This window comes from Duganella sp. 1411 (assembly GCF_017833525.1).
Classification (GTDB): domain Bacteria; phylum Pseudomonadota; class Gammaproteobacteria; order Burkholderiales; family Burkholderiaceae_D; genus Rugamonas.
Genome location: NZ_JAFICD010000001.1, coordinates 2,724,659 through 2,741,986, shown reverse-complemented (window position 1 = coordinate 2,741,986; position 17,328 = coordinate 2,724,659). Strand labels below are relative to the sequence as shown.

Annotated in this window: 15 protein-coding genes; 13 read left to right on the top strand and 2 right to left on the bottom strand. The window is 66.6% G+C overall.

Annotation, left to right across the window (positions count from 1 at the left end; genetic code table 11):
• Positions 1–51 precede the first annotated feature (51 nt).
• The 13 genes from JOD97_RS11485 to JOD97_RS11425 all read left to right on the top strand — a co-directional run bounded on the left by JOD97_RS11485 (position 52) and on the right by JOD97_RS11425 (position 13,513).
• Entirely contained in the window at positions 52–1,746 is a 1,695-nt protein-coding gene (locus tag JOD97_RS11485) for a CTP synthase (RefSeq protein ID WP_209716740.1), read from the top strand.
• Positions 1,743–2,597: a 3-deoxy-8-phosphooctulonate synthase gene (gene kdsA, locus JOD97_RS11480; RefSeq protein WP_209716736.1), complete on the top strand. Its 855-nt coding sequence runs from the start codon at positions 1,743–1,745 to the stop codon at positions 2,595–2,597. Before JOD97_RS11485 ends, kdsA begins: the two co-directional genes overlap by 4 nt.
• 131 nt (positions 2,598–2,728) lie before the next feature.
• The gene (gene eno, locus JOD97_RS11475; protein ID WP_209716734.1) at positions 2,729–4,012 is read left to right on the top strand and encodes a phosphopyruvate hydratase; all 1,284 of its coding nucleotides are present in this window, start codon (positions 2,729–2,731) and stop codon (positions 4,010–4,012) included.
• Between the two features lie 60 nt (positions 4,013–4,072).
• Entirely contained in the window at positions 4,073–4,402 is a 330-nt protein-coding gene (gene ftsB / locus JOD97_RS11470) for a cell division protein FtsB (protein WP_209716731.1), read from the top strand.
• 255 nt (positions 4,403–4,657) lie between these two features.
• Positions 4,658–5,512 (top strand): hypothetical protein, encoded by an 855-nt coding sequence (locus JOD97_RS11465; protein ID WP_229264282.1) that lies wholly within the window; start codon positions 4,658–4,660, stop codon positions 5,510–5,512.
• Between the two features lie 158 nt (positions 5,513–5,670).
• Positions 5,671–6,597 (top strand): L,D-transpeptidase, encoded by a 927-nt coding sequence (locus tag JOD97_RS11460; protein WP_229264281.1) that lies wholly within the window; start codon positions 5,671–5,673, stop codon positions 6,595–6,597.
• A gap of 74 nt (positions 6,598–6,671) precedes the next feature.
• On the top strand, positions 6,672–7,127 hold the full coding sequence (locus JOD97_RS11455; RefSeq protein ID WP_209716728.1) for a DUF4124 domain-containing protein: 456 nt from the start codon (positions 6,672–6,674) through the stop codon (positions 7,125–7,127).
• 68 nt (positions 7,128–7,195) lie between these two features.
• Positions 7,196–7,813 carry a DUF1349 domain-containing protein gene (locus JOD97_RS11450; RefSeq protein ID WP_209716725.1) on the top strand — a complete coding sequence of 206 codons (618 nt, stop codon included), beginning with the start codon at positions 7,196–7,198 and terminating at the stop codon, positions 7,811–7,813.
• Positions 7,810–8,523, top strand: coding sequence for an aspartate/glutamate racemase family protein (locus JOD97_RS11445; protein ID WP_209716723.1), 714 nt, complete (start codon positions 7,810–7,812; stop codon positions 8,521–8,523). Before JOD97_RS11450 ends, JOD97_RS11445 begins: the two co-directional genes overlap by 4 nt.
• Entirely contained in the window at positions 8,520–9,155 is a 636-nt protein-coding gene (locus JOD97_RS11440) for a glutathione S-transferase (RefSeq protein ID WP_209716721.1), read from the top strand. Before JOD97_RS11445 ends, JOD97_RS11440 begins: the two co-directional genes overlap by 4 nt.
• Before the next feature lie 14 nt (positions 9,156–9,169).
• The gene (locus JOD97_RS11435; protein WP_209716718.1) at positions 9,170–9,724 is read left to right on the top strand and encodes a gamma carbonic anhydrase family protein; all 555 of its coding nucleotides are present in this window, start codon (positions 9,170–9,172) and stop codon (positions 9,722–9,724) included.
• A gap of 222 nt (positions 9,725–9,946) precedes the next feature.
• Entirely contained in the window at positions 9,947–12,313 is a 2,367-nt protein-coding gene (locus JOD97_RS11430; protein WP_229264280.1) for a TonB-dependent receptor domain-containing protein, read from the top strand.
• Positions 12,314–12,331: 18 nt separating this feature from the next.
• A complete protein-coding gene (locus JOD97_RS11425) occupies positions 12,332–13,513 on the top strand; it encodes a hemin-degrading factor (protein ID WP_209716716.1) in 1,182 nt (393 codons plus the stop codon).
• A gap of 117 nt (positions 13,514–13,630) precedes the next feature.
• Here the strand turns inward: JOD97_RS11425 and JOD97_RS11420 are convergent, their stop codons facing one another.
• Both JOD97_RS11420 and JOD97_RS11415 read right to left on the bottom strand, forming a co-directional pair.
• On the bottom strand, positions 13,631–14,833 hold the full coding sequence (locus JOD97_RS11420) for a glycerophosphodiester phosphodiesterase (RefSeq protein WP_209716713.1): 1,203 nt from the start codon (positions 14,831–14,833) through the stop codon (positions 13,631–13,633).
• Positions 14,833–17,238 (bottom strand): TonB-dependent receptor, encoded by a 2,406-nt coding sequence (locus tag JOD97_RS11415; RefSeq protein ID WP_209716709.1) that lies wholly within the window; start codon positions 17,236–17,238, stop codon positions 14,833–14,835. Before JOD97_RS11415 ends, JOD97_RS11420 begins: the two co-directional genes overlap by 1 nt.
• Positions 17,239–17,328: the final 90 nt, after the last annotated feature.

The following is a 17,328-nucleotide window of genomic DNA, read 5'->3' as shown; positions in this document are numbered from 1 at the left end:
TTTTAGGGTATAATTTCAATTTCCCGCACGTGCCGTTCGGCACTATCCGCAATGACCAAATTTGTCTTCGTCACCGGTGGCGTTGTGTCTTCCCTTGGTAAAGGGATCGCCGCCGCCTCCCTCGCCGCGATCCTCGAATCGCGCGGCCTCAAAGTCACCATGCTCAAGCTCGACCCGTACATCAACGTCGATCCTGGCACGATGAGCCCTATGCAACACGGTGAAGTGTTCGTCACCGACGACGGCGCCGAGACCGACCTCGACCTCGGCCACTACGAGCGCTTCATCTCGACCCGCATGAAAAAGGTGAACAACTTCACCACCGGCCAGATCTACGAATCGGTGATCCGCAAGGAACGCCGCGGCGAGTACCTGGGCAAGACGGTGCAGGTCATCCCCCACATCACCAACGAGATCCAGGACTACATCCGCCGCGGCGCCGAGGGCTACGACGTGGCCCTGTGCGAAATCGGCGGCACCGTCGGCGACATCGAGTCGCTGCCGTTCCTCGAGGCGGCACGCCAGCTGAGCCTGCGCGCGGGCCGCAAAAACACCGCCTTCGTCCACCTGACCCTGGTGCCGTACATCGCCTCGGCCGGCGAGCTGAAGACCAAGCCGACCCAGCACTCTGTGCAGAAGCTGCGCGAGATCGGCATCTCGCCGAACGCGCTGCTGTGCCGCGCCGACCGCCGCATCCCGGAGGACGAGCGCGCCAAGATCTCGCTGTTCTCCAACATCGAAGAGCAGGCCGTCATCTCCGTGTGGGACGTCGACACCATCTACAAGGTGCCGCAGATGCTGCACGACCAGGGCCTCGACGCCATCATCTGCGAGGCGCTCGACCTGAACCCGGCGCCGGCCGACCTGTCCGTCTGGAGCAAGCTGATCTACACGCTCGAGCATCCGAAGAGCGAAGTGTCGATCGGCATGGTCGGCAAGTATGTCGAGCTGACCGAATCGTACAAGTCGCTGACCGAGGCGCTGCGCCACGCCGGCATCCACAACGAATCGAAGGTCAACATCGAGTACATCGACTCGGAAGAGATCGAAACCACCGGTTGCGCGGCCCTGGCCAAGTACGACGCCATCCTGGTGCCGGGCGGCTTCGGCAAGCGCGGCGTCGAGGGCAAGATCATGGCGGCCCAGTTCGCCCGCGAAAACAAGATCCCCTACCTGGGCATCTGCCTGGGCATGCAGGTCGCGCTGATCGAGTACGCGCGCCACATGGCCGGCCTGACCAGCGCCAACTCGACCGAGTTCGACCTGGAAACCTCGCAACCGGTGGTGGCCCTGATCGACCAGTGGCAGGGCCAGGACGGCAAGGTCGAAAAGCGCGACGAGAACTCCGACCTGGGCGGCACCATGCGCCTGGGCGCGCAGACCTGCGCGATCAAGCCGGGCACCTTGGCGGCCGAGATCTACGGCCCCGTCGTGACCGAGCGCCACCGCCACCGCTACGAGGCCAACAACCACTACCTGCCGCGCGTCGAAGCGGCCGGCCTGGTGGTGGCCGCGCGCACGCCGACCGAGGACCTGTGCGAGATCATGGAACTGCCGCGCAGCGGCGACAATGCGCACCCGTGGTACATGGGCGTGCAGTACCACCCGGAATTCAAATCGACCCCGCGTGACGGCCATCCGCTGTTCACGTCCTACATCAAGGCGGCACTGGCCCACAAGGCCGCGGGCGGCAACCGTCCGCACGCCGTTTCTGAATCGCCTGCGTTGCAAGGAGATGCGGCATGAAACTCTGTGGCTTCGAAGCCGGCCTCGACCAGCCGTTCTTCCTGATCGCCGGCACCTGCGTGATCGAATCGCGCCAGATGGCGTTCGACACCGCCGGCGCGCTCAAGGAAATGACGGCCGCGCTGGGCATCCCGTTCATCTACAAGTCGTCGTTCGACAAGGCCAACCGCTCGTCGGGCACGTCCTACCGCGGTCCCGGCCGCGACAAGGGCCTCGAGATCCTCGGCGACGTCAAGCGCGAGCTGGGCGTGCCGGTGCTGACCGACGTCCACTCGATCGACGAGATCGCCGAAGTGGCGGCCGTCGTCGACGTGCTGCAGACGCCGGCCTTCCTGTGCCGCCAGACCGACTTCATCACGGCCTGCGCGCAGTCCGGCCTGCCGGTCAACATCAAGAAGGGCCAGTTCCTGGCCCCGCACGACATGAAAAACGTCATCGACAAGGCGCGCGCGGCCGCCAAGGCCAAGGGCTTGCCGGACGACGTCTTCATGGCGTGCGAGCGCGGCGCCTCGTTCGGCTACAACAACCTGGTGTCCGACATGCGCTCCCTGGCCATCATGCGCGAATCGAACTGCCCGGTCGTGTTCGACGCCACCCACTCGGTGCAGCTGCCGGGCGGCAACGGCACCTCGTCGGGCGGCATGCGCGAGATGGTGCCGGTGCTGTCGCGCGCGGCCGTGGCGGTCGGCGTGGCCGGCCTGTTCATGGAAACCCACCCGAACCCGGCCGAGGCGCTGTCGGACGGCCCCAACGCCGTGCCGCTGGGCCGCATGCGGGAACTGCTGTCGACCTTGATCGAACTGGACCGCATCACCAAAAAAGCTGGTTTCCTGGAAAACAGCTTCAACTAGCAATCGCAGGCAAACACCCGGCGCGCGTTGGCAAACACAGCTGTGCCGGGTTATATTCCCGTTATCCTTAAATTGTCCATCATGCAACACACGATGGGCAAACACGTTTTCGTCTAACTTTGGAGAATGACATGAGTGCTATTGTTGATATTATCGGCCGTGAAATTATCGATTCGCGCGGCAATCCGACCGTCGAATGCGACGTCCTGCTCGAATCGGGCGTCATGGGCCGCGCCGCCGTGCCGTCGGGCGCCTCGACCGGCTCGCGCGAAGCGATCGAGCTGCGCGACGGCGACCCGAAGCGCTACTTCGGCAAGGGCGTGCTGCAAGCCTGCGAAAATATCAACACCGAAATCTCGGAAGCGATCATGGGCCTCGACGCCAATGAGCAAGCCTTCCTGGACCGCACCCTGATCGACCTGGACGGCACCGAAAACAAGGGCCGCCTGGGCGCCAACGCCATGCTGGCGGTATCGATGGCCGTGGCCAAGGCCGCCGCCGAGGAAGCCGGCCTGCCGTTGTACCGCTACTTCGGCGGCTCGGGCGCGATGCAACTGCCGGTGCCGATGATGAACGTCATCAACGGCGGCGCCCACGCCGACAACAACCTCGACATCCAGGAATTCATGATCATCCCGGTCGGCGCGCCGTCGTTCAAGGAAGCCGTCCGGTATGGCGCCGAGGTGTTCCACACCCTCAAAAAGATCCTGCACAAGAAGGGCCTGAGCACGGCCGTCGGCGACGAGGGCGGCTTCGCCCCGTCCTTGGCCAACCATGAAGAGGCGATCAAGCTGATCATCCAGGCCATCGAGGACGCCGGCTACGAGCCGGGCACGCAGATCGCCATCGGCCTCGACTGCGCCGCCTCCGAGTTCTACAAGAACGGCAAGTACGAACTGGAAGGCGAGGGCCTGTCGCTGACGGCCACCGAGTTCACCAACCTGTTGGCGACCTGGTGCGACAAATACCCGATCATCTCGATCGAGGACGCGATGCACGAGGGCGACTGGGACGGCTGGGCGATCCTGACCAAGGAACTGGGCAAGAAAATCCAGCTGGTGGGCGACGACCTGTACGTCACCAACACCAAGATCCTCAAGGAAGGCATCTCGAAGGGCATCGCCAACTCGATCCTGATCAAGATCAACCAGATCGGCACCCTGACCGAAACCTTCGCCGCCATCGAAATGGCCAAGCGCGCCGGCTACACGGCCGTCATCTCGCACCGTTCGGGCGAGACCGAGGACTCGACCATCGCCGACATCGCCGTCGGCCTGAACGCGCTGCAGATCAAGACCGGCTCGATGTCGCGTTCGGACCGCATGGCGAAATACAACCAGCTGCTGCGCATCGAGGAAGACCTGGGCGACATCGCCTCCTACCCAGGCCGCGACGCGTTCTACAACCTGAAGTAAGGTAGTGCGGCGCGGCGGGCGGTTTGCCCGCCGCGCCGGCCGTCCTTGAGCCCGTCGACCATGCGCCTGATCACCCTCGCCCTGGCAGCGCTGCTGCTGCTGATACAGTACCCGCTCTGGCTGGGGAAGGGCGGCTGGCTGCGCGTGGCCGACTTCGAGGCGCAAGTGGGCGCGGCCCACAAGAAGAACGCCGAACTGCTGGCCCGGAACGCCAAGCTCGACTCCGAGGTGCGCGACCTCAAGGACGGCACCGGCGCCGTCGAGGAACGCGCGCGCTACGAGCTCAGCATGATCAAACAAAACGAAATCTTCATCCAGATCGTCGGCAAGGGCCAGGCCGCGCCGGCGGTGCCGCTGGCGTCGCCGCCGCCGGCACCGGCCGACCAGTAAGCCCGGCCGGGTTCAAAACGCCCAACCAAACCACCCCAATCTAAACCACCCCAATCTAAACCACCCCAATCTAAACCACCCCAATCTAAACCACTCCAATCTAAACCACTCTAAAACACGTAGGGCGGATTAGCGCAGCGTAATCCGCCAAGCTCCGTCGGCGACTCGAACCCCACCCGTGACATTTCGTTAGATTTCCTTATGGAAATAAATTATATGATAGCGACGAGTCCCCAGCCACCCGCCCGCAGCGTCATGCCCCACACCCTCGCCCCGCACCACCGCCAAGACCCAACCCGCCGCCGCCCCGGCCCGCTATGGACATGCGCGGCCGCGCTAACGCTGGCCGCCATCCACACGCTAGCGAGCGCCGCCACCCCCTGCATCCCCGTGCGCGTCGGCTACATGGACCAACACCGCCCGCCCTACTGGATGGGCGAGGGCGCCGAGGTGCCGGACCCGCCCGGCGCCGCCGTCGACCTGATGCGCGACGCCGTGCTCGGCGCCGGCTTCGGCTGCCCGCCGGTGTGGGTGCGCCTGCCGATCGCCCGCCTGCGCCTGGCGCTGGCGGCCGGCGACATCGACATGTCGCCGCTGGGCGAGCTGCCCAGCTACCCGCCGGAGATCGCGCTGCCGCGCGACAAGGCCGGCAATATCGACCTCGACCGCGCCATGCACAACGCGCTGATCGTGCTGGTGCGCGCCAGCGACAAGCTGCCGGCCAGCACCCAGCCGATGCAACATTTCAAGGGCAAGCTGCTGGGCGTGGCCCAGGGGCAAAGCTACGCCGGGCGCCTGCGCGAGGCCGGCCTGACGATCGACGACGGCGCGCGCGACCTCGAGCGCAACATCGAAAAGCTGCGCCTCGGCCGCGTCGACGGCGTGGTGGTCGCCGCCGTCGCCCCGGCCCACCTGAAGGCCGCGCTGGCGCGCTACCACGGCGCCGTCGTGCAACTGCCGCAACCGCTGATCAACACGCGTGTCTGGCTCGCCTTCAACGACACCTACTACCGCGCCCACCGCGAACACGTCGAAGCGCTGTGGACCTGGCTCGACGTCAACCGCGGCCGCCTCGGCTACGTCATGCGGAAATACCGCAAGGCCGATTAGCGGGCGCCGCCCCATCGCAGCAACCTCCTGCTGCCGGAAGGCTGGAAAGCCGCCGATTTGGTAGAATCCGGGTCCTGTCCACCGACCCGGTTTTTTGATGCGCCATCCCCTATTCTTCGGCCGCCGCGTGGCGGCCATCCACCGGCCCGCCTGAATTGTTGAAGCCATTTATTTTCGCCCTCGCGCTGGCGGCCGCCGGCGCCGCCAAGAACCCCGCCGCCGCCAACCCCGCCACCGGCACCGGCGGCCACGACGTGCTGCGCGCGCAGGTGCTGCTCGACCGCGCCCATTTCTCCTCCGGCGAGATCGACGGCAGCGTCGGCGGCAACCTGCGCCAGGCCGTCATCGGCTTCCAGAAGCTGCACCAGCTGCCGCTGACGGGCGCGCTCGACGCGGCCACCTGGGCCGTGCTGGCGGCCGACACCGCGCCGGTGCTCGACGTCTACACCGTCACCGCCCAGGACGCGGCCGGGCCCTACCAGCCGGTGCCGGCCACGATGGCCGGCAAGGCCAAGCTGCCCGCGCTCGGCTACGCCAGCCTGGCCGAGGCGCTGGGCGAGAAATTCCACTGCAGCCCGGCGCTGCTGCGCCGCCTCAATCCCGGCAAATCGCTGGCCCGCGCCGGCGAGCAATTGCTGGTGCCCAACGTGGCGGCGGCCAAGCCGCTGCCCAAGGCGGCCTCGATCCTGGTCGACGCCAAGGACGGCACCCTGACCCTGCTCGACGGCGGCGGCATGCCGATCGCGCAATTCCCGGCCAGCACCGGCAGCGCCCACGACCCGCTGCCGCAGGGGCGCTGGGAAGTGCGCGGCATCGCCGCCAACCCGGAATACCGCTACAACCCCAAGCTGTTCTGGGACGCCAAGGCCGGCGACGCCAAGGCCCGCATCGCCGCCGGACCGAACAACCCGGTCGGCGCCGTCTGGATCCAGCTGAGCAAGGAACACTACGGCATCCACGGCACCCCCGAGCCGGGCAAGATCGGCAAGACCCAATCGCACGGCTGCATCCGCCTGACGAACTGGGACGTGCAAACCGTGGCGCGCGCCATCTCGCGCGGCGCCGTGGTGTTGTTGCAAGGTTAGTGACATTTCAATAGATTCTGAGCGGAAATAATCCGTAGAATCGGCTGGTCGATTCCCCATGAGAACAATCTGCCATGACCAAACTGCTTGCCGCCGTCCCGCTGGCGCTGGCGCTGCTGGGCGCCGGCGGCGCCGCCCGCGCCGACCTCTATAAATGGATCGACGCCAACGGCGTCGCCAACTACACCGACAACCCCGACCTGGCCGGCGGCGCCCGCGTCCAGCTGCTCAAGACGGCGGCGGCCCCGGCGGCGGAGGCGGGCGGCGACTGGCGCCAGCGCGAGGCCGAGTTCCAGCGCCGCCAGCAGCACAAGCTGATGGCGCCCGGCTACCGTCCGCGCGAGGCCGGCGGCGGCGCCGTCGCCGTCGCCAACGCCGGCCATCGCGGCGGCCAGCCCGAGACCGACGCCACCCGCTGCGCGCTGGCGCGCGCCGTCATCGATGGCGCGGTCGGCCACGTCAACGACCTGCCGCTCGACCAGCACGACCGCGAGGTTGCCGCCAACGATATCCGCGCCTATTGCCGCTAAGCTGATCTACAATGGCCGCCGGAGGCGCGTACCGCGCGCGCGCGGCCACCATCAGACAAGGACACCGGATGAGCGACACCCCGCTGCACGAAACCTTCGACGCCATGCTCGACCCGCGTCTGCGCTGGCACTGCGAGCCGGCGCGCTGGCAGGTCGACTACGCGTCCAACCGCCTGCGCATCGAGACCGACGCCGCCACCGATTTCTGGCAGCGCACCCACTACGGCTTCCAGGCCGACAACGGCCACTTCCTGCACCTGCAAGCCGCCGGCGACTTCGTGCTCACCACCAAGGTCACCTCGCGCCCGGCGCACCAGTACGACCAGGCCGGGCTGATGGTGCGGCTGTCGTCCGGCTGCTGGCTGAAAACCTCGGTCGAGTTCGAGCCGGACGGCGACAACCGGCTCGGCGCCGTCGTCACCAACGGCCACTATTCGGACTGGTCGACCCAGCCGCTGGCCAAGGACATCGACACCGTCTGGCTGCGCGTGCGCGCCGAGGCCAACGACTGCATCGTCGAATCGTCGCTCGACGGCGAACAATGGACGCAGATCCGCGTGGCCCACCTGCACGAGCGCGCCGGCGCCGATTCGGTCGCCTGCGGCCTGTACGCGTGCAGCCCCAAGGAGGCCGGCTACCAGGCCGAGTTCTCCTTCCTCAGCTTCATTCCCGGACGCATCGAATGAAGACCATCGGCTTAATCGGCGGCATGAGCTGGGAATCGACGGTGCCGTATTACCGGCAGGTCAATCAAACGGTCAAGCAGCACCTGGGCGGCCTGCACTCGGCCAAGGTGGCGCTGGTCAGCGTCGACTTCCACGACGTCGAACGGCTGCAACGCGCCGGCGACTGGGACGCGGCCGGCGCGCTGCTGGCCGGCGCCGCCCGCTCGCTGCAGGCCGCCGGCGCCGACTTCATCGTGCTGTGCACCAACACCATGCACAAGGTCGCGCCGGCCATCGAGGCGGCCGTCGCCATCCCGCTGTTGCACATCGCCGACCCGACGGCCGCCGCCATCAAGGCCGCCGGCCACACGACGATCGGCCTGCTCGGCACGCGCTTCACGATGGAGCAAGCGTTCTACAAGGAGCGCCTCAGCGCGCTGCACGGGCTGGACGTCATCGTCCCCGAAGCGGCCGAGCGCGACATCGTCCACCGCGTCATCTATGAAGAACTCTGCCTCGGCAACGTGGTCGACGCCTCGCGCGACGACTACCGCCGCATCATCGCCGCGCTGGTGGCGCGGGGCGCGCAGGCCGTCATCCTCGGCTGCACCGAAATCTCGCTGCTGATCGGCTCGTCGGACGCCGCCGTGCCGCTGTTCGACACCACCGCCATCCACGCCCGCGCGGCCGCCGAATTCGCGCTCGGCCAAGACCCCAAGGAGCAACTATGAAACTGATCGGCATGCTCGATTCCCCCTACGTGCGCCGCGTCGCGGTCTCGCTGCAACTGCTCGACGTGCCGTTCGAGCACCAGTCGCTGTCGGTGTTCCGCACCTTCGACCAATTCCGCCAAATCAATCCGGTGGTCAAGGCGCCGACCTTGGTCGCCGCCGACGGCACCGTGCTGATGGACTCGACGCTGATCCTGCAATACGCCGAAACCCTGGCCGCGCCGGAGCGGCGCCTGACCCCGGCCGACCCGGCCGCGCTGCTGCGCTCGTTGCGCGTGCTGGGGCTGGCGCTGGCCGCCTGCGACAAGGGCGTGCAGATCGTCTACGAACGCAAGGTGCGCCCGGCCGAAAAGCTGCACCAGCCGTGGGTCGAACGCGTGACCCTGCAAATGCTGTCGGCGTTCGACGCGCTCGAAGCGGAACAGCGCGCGCGGCCGCTGGTGCTCGGCGGCCCGGGCACCGACCACGGCGCCGTCATGACGGCCGTCACCTGGCACTTCATGCAAGAAATGCTGCCCGAAGTGGTGGCGGCGGCAGACTACCCGCTGTTGAGCGAGCTGTCGCGCCGCGCTGAAGCGCTGCCGCCCTTCGCCGCCGCGCCGCATGGCGACGGCACCTATTCCCCCCACTGACTTTCCGGACAACCATGCCCTTATCCCCGTATCTCGACACCAGCCCGGTCCTCGGCGACGACATCTATCTGCACGCCACGGCGCAAGTGATCGGCGACGTCCGCATCGGCCGTGACAGCTCGGTCTGGTGCAACACCGTCCTGCGTGGCGATGTCAACCGCATCGTCATCGGCGAATGCAGCAACGTGCAGGACTTCGCCATGGGCCACGTCGCCCACAAGCACCCGGGCAAGCCGGACGGCTCGCCGCTGATCATCGGCGACTTCGTCACAATCGGCCACTCGGTGCTGCTGCACGGCTGCACGATTGGCAATGAATGCCTGATCGGCATGGGTTCCATCATCATGGACGACGTTGTGGTGCAAGACCGCGTGATGGTCGGCGCCGGCAGCTTGGTGTCGCCAGGCAAAGTGCTGGAAAGTGGCCATTTGTACGTGGGGCGTCCGGCGCAAAAGGTCAGGGCGCTCAGCGCCGAAGAAATCGCCTATTTAAGATACTCGGCCGAGCACTACGTCCGCGTAAAGAACAACCACATGGAAACCGAAAAAAAGGCCACCAGCCCGAAGTAACGTCTAAACCACGTAGGGCGGATTAGCCGGCACGGCGTAATCCGCCAAGCTCCGCCCGCGCCCCAAAATTTCCCCAGGTTTTCGGCAATACCCGCTATAACAATAATCAATCTTTACATGTTCACCACTTGTAAATGAGAATCATTATTGTTAGTATGCGTTTTTGCCAGCAATCGCCGTAGTCCCGAGAGCCAGCCGTCCACAACTCTCTCTTGGAACTCTATGGCCACCACCCCAACGTGCGCCCGGCAACCGGCCGCGCCCAAGCACTCCCACACCCCGCGCCCGCGCCTGATGGGCGTCGCCGTGCACTCCGCGCTGATCACGCTGATGGCCGCCGCCATGCTGCCGGCCCAAGCCCAGCAAGCGCAAGCAGCCGCCGCGGCCGCCGCCCCGTCCGCCCCGGCCCTCGGCGAAATCCTGGTCCAGGCCAAGCGCGACGAAGCCGCCTCCACCCGCAACGGCACCACCACCGTCATCGGCGCCGAGCAACTGGAACAAAACAACGCCATCGACCTGGCCAAGATCGCCCGCTACTCGCCGTTGATCAGCGTGCCGGCCGCCGCCAGCGGCGCCGCCAACGTCTGGGACGGCGCCGGCAACACCGGCATCAACATCCGCGGCGTCGAAGGCAACCGCGTCAGCCTGGAAGTCGACGGCATCTCGCTGCCGGACGCCGCGCCGCGTCCGGAAAGCACGTCGATGAACTCGTTCGGCATCGGCCGCGACTACATCGATCCGGAAACCCTGCACTACATCGGCATCGGCGCCGGCGCCAGCCCGGCCGGCGGCGGCACGCCGGGCCTGGGCGGCGCGGTCTCGTTCGTCACGAAATCGCCGGAAATGTACCTGGACGGCACCCGCAAGGTCTACGCCGACTACAAGTTCGGCTACGCGTCCGAGCAGGCGTCGCGCGTGCACGCCGTCACCGCCGCCACCGCGCTGGGGGACAAGCTGCAAGCCATGATCGTCGCCGTGCACCGCGACGGCGCCGAAACCAAGACCGAAGGCGACGCCGTCCCGAATCCGGACGACTGGTCGTCCGACGCCGTGCTGGCCAAGCTGAACTGGAAGCTCACGCGCGAGCAGGAACTGCGCTTCACCGTCGACCACTACAAGGCCGAGCACGACCGCGTCTACAACAACAAGGTCGGCGCCCTGTACCCGGCCGGCGCCACGCAGAACTCCAACACCGAGCGCACGCGCTACAGCGTCGAGCACCGCTACACGCCGGCCAACGGCCTGCTGTTCGACAAACTCGAAACCAGGCTCTACAAACAAACCGCCTCGGTCGAGGACGCCACCAACGCCAACTACGTCACCGGCGGCCAGCCCTACATCCGCGACATCACGACCGGCTACTTCAACGACAGCAAGGGCCTGTCGCTCGACGCCATCAAACAGCTGAACCTGTCCACGCTGATCGGCTACGGCGTGCTGTACGAGGAACTGGAAAGCCGCCGTCCGTGGCGCGAGGACCGCACGGTGGTGCGCACGGGCGCCCACCAGATCACGCTGAAGAACCGCATGGCCGACATGGACACCGACAAGCTGGCCGCCTACGTGCGCGGCGAGTTCGGTTTCAACCTGGCCGGCCACCAGGCCACGTTGACGCCGGGCCTGCGCGCCGAGCAACGCAAGCTGTCGCCGAAGAACCTGCAAAACTACGTCATCGCCGTGCCGAGCGCGGCCAAGGAAATCCGCGAGGACAAGGACACCTTCGTCACGCCGAGCCTGAACTTCTCGGTCGAGCTGACCCCGCAGCTGAGCACCTACGCGCAATACACGCGCGGCACCCGCCTGCCGAGCGCGGCCGAGCGCACCGGCACCTACGACTCGTTCAGCTACACGGGCGCCGGCAACGGCTACGCGGTGCTGGGCAACCCCGACCTCAAAAAGGAAACCAGCAATGCCTTCGAAGTGGGCCTGAAGGGCGCGCCGACGCCGGGCGTCGAGCTGAGCTTCTCGCTGTTCCACACCAGCTACGACAACTTCATCGAATACGCCGCGCAGCCGGCCGACCCGGTCAACTACCCGACCATCACGCAAGGCCTGTTCCGTCCGGAAAACGTCGGCAAGGCCAAGATCCGTGGCGGCGAAGTCAGCAGCCGCTTCGCGCTGGGCCAATGGTGGCAGCCGATGCGGGGCTACAGCCTGGCGCTGGCCGCCGGCATGTCGCGCGGCACGGCCGAAAACAAGGACAGCGGCAGGAAGGCCGAACTGGCCTCGGTGCAACCATACAAGGCCAACGCCACGTTCGCCTACGACGACCCGGCCAAGCGCGGCGGCGGCGCCTTCATCGTCAGCACGGTGCGCGGCAAGCGCGCCACCGCCGACGTCTTCACCAGCGCCACGACCGGCATGTTCGCCGTGCCCGGCTACACCGTCATGGATCTGAGCGCCTACTGGCACATCAACCAACACGCCACCCTCAGCGGCGGCCTGTACAACCTGGCCGACCGCAAGTACTGGGACTACGCCTCGTCGCGCAGTCTGGTCGCGGGCAGCACGGCCGCCACCTTGGCCGACATCGAACGCCAGGCGCGTCCGGGCCGCAACGTCGCCGTCAATCTCAAAGTCATCTACTAAACAACCCACGGAGCCACCATGAAACCTCACCACCGATTCACCCTGGCGCTGACCGGCGCCTTGCTGTTCACCGCGTTGCCGGGCGGCGCCGCCAGCCTGGCCGAGCGCTGGGAGACGCTGCGCGCCGAGCAACCCAAGCTGGCCGCGCGCGACGCCGCCAAAACGCTCAGCGTCTCGGAAGCGGACCTGCTGGCGACGGGCATGGGCAAGACCGTGGTCCGCCTCAAGGAAGGGGACACCGTGCCGCGTGAAATCATGCGCCGCGCGCTCGAGCTGGGCAAGGTGCTGGCGCTGACGCGCAACGAAAACGGCGTGCTCGAGCGCACCGGCGTCGCCAGCAAGCTCAAGTCGCAGGACGACATCGTCGGCCTCGAGGAAGACAAGCAAAAGGAACGCGAAGCGCGGCTGCGCAACATCGCCGGCGGCTACCTGGGTGGCGAGATCGACCTGCGCTTCACGTTCGACAAATGGAAATACGCGTTCGCGGTGACGCAGCCGGGCAAGGACGGCGTGGTCACGCGCAGCCTGCAATTCTTCGACGCCAGCGGCAACGCCGTGCACAAGCTATACCTGAAGAACGACGCCGGCGTACCGGTGTTCGACAAGCTGGTGGCCGACTTCCGCGCGCCGTCGCAAAGCGCCGACCTGAAGGTGGCCGCGCAACCGGTCAAGGCCCAGGAAAAGCCGGACAGCGAGATCGACGTCAAGGAATTCCAGCTGGCGTGGAACGAAATCAACGACGTCCACCAGTTCAACCGCCTGTTGACGGAATTTGGCGTCACGCGCCAGCAAGCGATGCGTCTGGCGCCGGCCGGCGCCGCCACGCGCATCACGCCGCAAGCGGTGCGCCAGCTGCTGGAAGAGACGGCAAAACAAAAGATCGACATCATGGTCTTCCTGGGCAACGGCTCCACAATCCAAATCTTCAGCGGCAAGGTTGGCAAGGTCGCCGCCTCGCCGGGCTGGTTCAACGTGCTCGACCCGGAGTTCAATCTGCACCTGCGTGACAGCGCCTTCGCCAGCGGCTGGGTGGTCAAGCGTGCCGGCATCACGTCGGTCGAGTTCTACGACCACAACAGCGACCAGGTGGTCAGCTTCTTCGGCGTCCGCGAACCGAAGAAACCGCAACCCGAAAGCTGGCTCAACATGACCGCGGCCTTACCGAAAGCCGACGACGCCCCGCGCCAAGCCAGCCGTTAATTTCCAAAACTCCGGGGTCAGGTCCACCATTTCTACACGTGCTCAGCTGTTACCAGGGATTTGGCGCCACCACACATCAGTTCGTGTAGAAATGTTGGACCTGACCCCGGAGTTGCTTTAGCTGCCGACGGCGGCGCGGCCCAGCGCCGGGTCGTCGGTGAAGAAGCCGTCCAGCCCGACGGCGATGTAGCGCTTCATCTCGGCGATCGAGCCCGCTTCGTTGCGCGCCTGCAGGCTGCCGCCGTCGCGGAAGTCCGTCGCCAGAAACTGGTTTTCGGGCCGGAATGTCCACGGCTCCACGCGCAGCCCGGCCCGGTGGGCGTCGTCGACGAACGAGCTTGGCGCGTCGAGGCTGCCGTCCTTTTTCAGCGGAATGATCGAGCGCGTCGGCGGCGCCACCACGTCGGCGTACTGCGCGATGTCGCGCAGGCCGGCCGGCGTGCACATCTGCGCGAACGTCAGCTTGCCGCCGGCCGCCGCCACGTCCATCGGCCGCACGTCCTGGCCGATCACCAGCTGCATCAGGCGCAGGTTGGCGCGCCGCCCCAGCTTGCCGCGCAGGTATTTCAGGTTGGCCACCTCGAACGATTGGATCTCGACCGGATTGCGGCGCGTGTAGTCGTGCGCATCCAGGATGGACAGGAAACGGTCCTCCAGCGGCAGGCCGACGCTGGCGAAGTAGGTCGAGTGCTTCAGCTCGGGCACGATGCCGATGATGCGCCCGCGCGCCGCCGCCTCGGCCGCGACGAAGTCGATGATCTCCTCGAACGTGGCCACCTGGAACATGCCGTCGTAGCGCGCGCTGCCCGGGCGGTACGCCGGGATGCGTTCGACCGCGCGCAGCGTTTTCAGTTCGGCCAAGGTGAAGTCGTCGACGAACCAGCCTTCGTGCGGCTCGCCGTCGATGGTTTTGCGCGTCTTGCGGCCGGCGAACTCCTGGCGGCTGGCGACGTCGGTGGTTTCGCTGAGGAAGGCTTCGTGGCGCGCCACCAGCACGCCGTCCTTGGTGCTGCACAGGTCCGGTTCGATGTAGTCGGCGCCGTCGGCGATGGCCTTGGCGTACGACGCCAGCGTGTGCTCGGGCCGCAGCGCGCTGGCGCCGCGGTGGCCGAACACCAGCGGCGTCTTGCCGCCGCCGATGCCGCCCGCGCCTACCGGGGCGATGCCCGGCAGGCCGGACTGGTCGGCCAGGCCGGCGGTCGCGGCCAGCAGCGACGATGCCGGCAGCAGCGACGCGCCCGCCGTCAGCGCGGCCGTCCGGATAAAGCCGCGGCGCGACAGCCGCGAAGGTAACGGGTTGGGCAAATGCGATTTGTTCATCAGAAGTCGGCCATCAAAGTCAGGAAGCCCTGGCGGGGTGCGATCGGAAAGGTATTGTACGTCCCGCTGGCCGCGCCGACCACAACGTTGAGGCTGCCCTCGCGGTCGGCCAGGTTGGTGATGTTGACGCGGTAGCGGGCGTTCTTGATCAAGCCGCCGTTGAGGAAGGGCAGCTTGCCCGATACGCCCAGGCTCATCAGGAAGTAGCTGGGCACCGACAGGTCGTTGGTGTAGGTCGCGTAGCGCTTGCCCACGTAGTCGCCGATCAGCTGGAACTCGGTGTCGGCGACGGTCAGCGTGGCGACCGTCTTGTTCATCCACTCCGGGCTGCCCGGCACGGCCTTGCCGGCGGTCGCTACGACGGCGGCGCCGTTGCTGTAGTTGTCCTGGTATTCCGAGCGGTTGTACGACAGCGCGTTGTAGAGCGAGAACATGCGGCCGAAGTGCAGGGTGCCCGACAGGTCGATGCCGTCGGTCTTGACGCTGCCGACGTTGGCCAGCACCGGGTTGCCGCCAATGATGGAGGAGATCACCGGCGTCGGGCTGATCTGCAGCAGGCGGTCCTTGAAGTCGACGTGGTAGACGTTGACCTGGCCGTCGATGGCGGTCACGCCGCCGAGGTCGAGCTGGTGGCTGGTGCGCAGGCCGGCCTCGTAGGTGATCGAGGTTTCCGGCTTGGCGGTGTCGCGGAACAGGTCGAACGCCTGCTGGCTCGCCAGGCTCCACGGCGAGGCGCCGCCGCCGCCGTAGGTGACGAACTGGCGCATGTTCTTTTGCACGTTGACGAACAGCTGGTCGTGCGGCGTGATGTCCCAGCGCGCGCCGATCTGCGGCAGCAGCCATTTCTTGGTGGTGATCTTACCGACCGGCAGGGCGGTCGAGCCGTTGGCGATGGCGCCGACCTTGGGCTGCACCGGGAACTGGCCGTCGGCCCATTGCAGGCTCGATTTGACGCCCGCCTGCAGCGCCAGGTCGTCGCGCACGCGCCATTCGTCCTGCAGCGAGATTTGCGCGACCTTGTTGTCGATCTTGCTGCCGTACTGCGTGATCAGCGGATCGGCTGGACGGTCGTACGGCGAGCTCGGATTGTTGACGTCGAGCGCGTACCAGCGGCGGTAGGCCGACGAGCGGTTGCTTTCGAGCCAGAGGCTGGCCTGCAGCTTGTGGTCGCCCAGTTCGGTGGTCAGGCTCGACAGGTAGCCGCTGCGGTTGATGACGTATTCGGTGGTGCGGGTGGCGTAGCCGGAGTTGCCGAACACTTGCTTCAGGTTCTGGCCGGGGAAGTAGACCGCGAACAGGCCCGGCAGGCCGGCCACGCCGATCGGGCCGGCCACCACGCCGACGCCGTCGTCGTTGTGGTAGTAGACCTGGTTGGACCAGGTGGTCGATTCGCCCAGGTTCATGTCGAACCTGGCGTACGTCAGCCAGTCGGTGCGCTGGGCGTCGCTGTAGTAGTTGCGGTAGTTGTTGCCCTCGGCGGCCGGGGTGGCGCCGGTCGGCGACAGGTAGGCCAGCGCCTGCTGGAAGTTCGGATACAGGAAGGGGCGGGTGTACGGCTGGTATTTTTCGCTGGCCGAGCGCACGGTGCTGTCCTCGTTCGGCTCGATCTTGTCCGAGTAGTTGACGAACAAGGTCAGCTTGCCCAGGCCCGATTGATTGACGAACTTGGCGTTGAACTGGTCGCCGCCCTGGCGGCCCTTGAAGTCCCAGGCGCGCTGCTCGTGGTGCACGCCGGCGATGTAGGCGCTGTTGCCGTCGCCGAAGCTGCCGGTGTCGTAGCGCAGGAAGGTACGCGAGGTCTTGTAGCTGCCGACGGTTTGCTGCAGCGCCACGTTGCGGGTCTGCAGCGGATCGCTGGAGAAGGTCTCGATGGTGCCGCCCAGGTTGCTGGTGGACGCGGTCGACAGGTCGCCGGCGCCGGACGACAGGATCACGCTGCCGACGTTTTCGCTGATGACGGCGCGCTGCGGCGACAGGCCGTTGTAGTTGCCGTACTGCTGGTCGCCCAGCGGCACGCCGTCCATCGTGTAGCCCAGCTGCGGGCCGCTGAAGCCGTGGATGAACAGCGAGGTGTTTTGTTCGTTGTTGCCCCACGGGTCGGCGGTCTGGAAGCTCACGCCCGGCAAGGTCTGCAGCGCCTTCAGCGGATTGATGCCCGGCAGGATTTTCTGCATATCGCTCTTGGTCATCGCGACCGACGAGCGGGTTTTGCGGGTGGCGATTTCCACGGTGGCCATCGGCACGGCGGCGGCCGCGGCGGTATCGACCGTATCAGCAGCGGCCGGCGCCTCGGCGGCATTGGCCGGCGCGGCCATTTCCGCGACGGCGGCGGCAACGTTGGCGGCCATGGCCAGCATCGGGAAGCTCAGCGCGGCGAAGCACACTGCGGATAATTTCTTGTTCATGTTCTGCCTTGATAATCGGTGGAGTGACGACGGGAATAGCAACGCTGCGCATGATAGTGACCGCTTGTGACCGGATGATGACCGCCATGC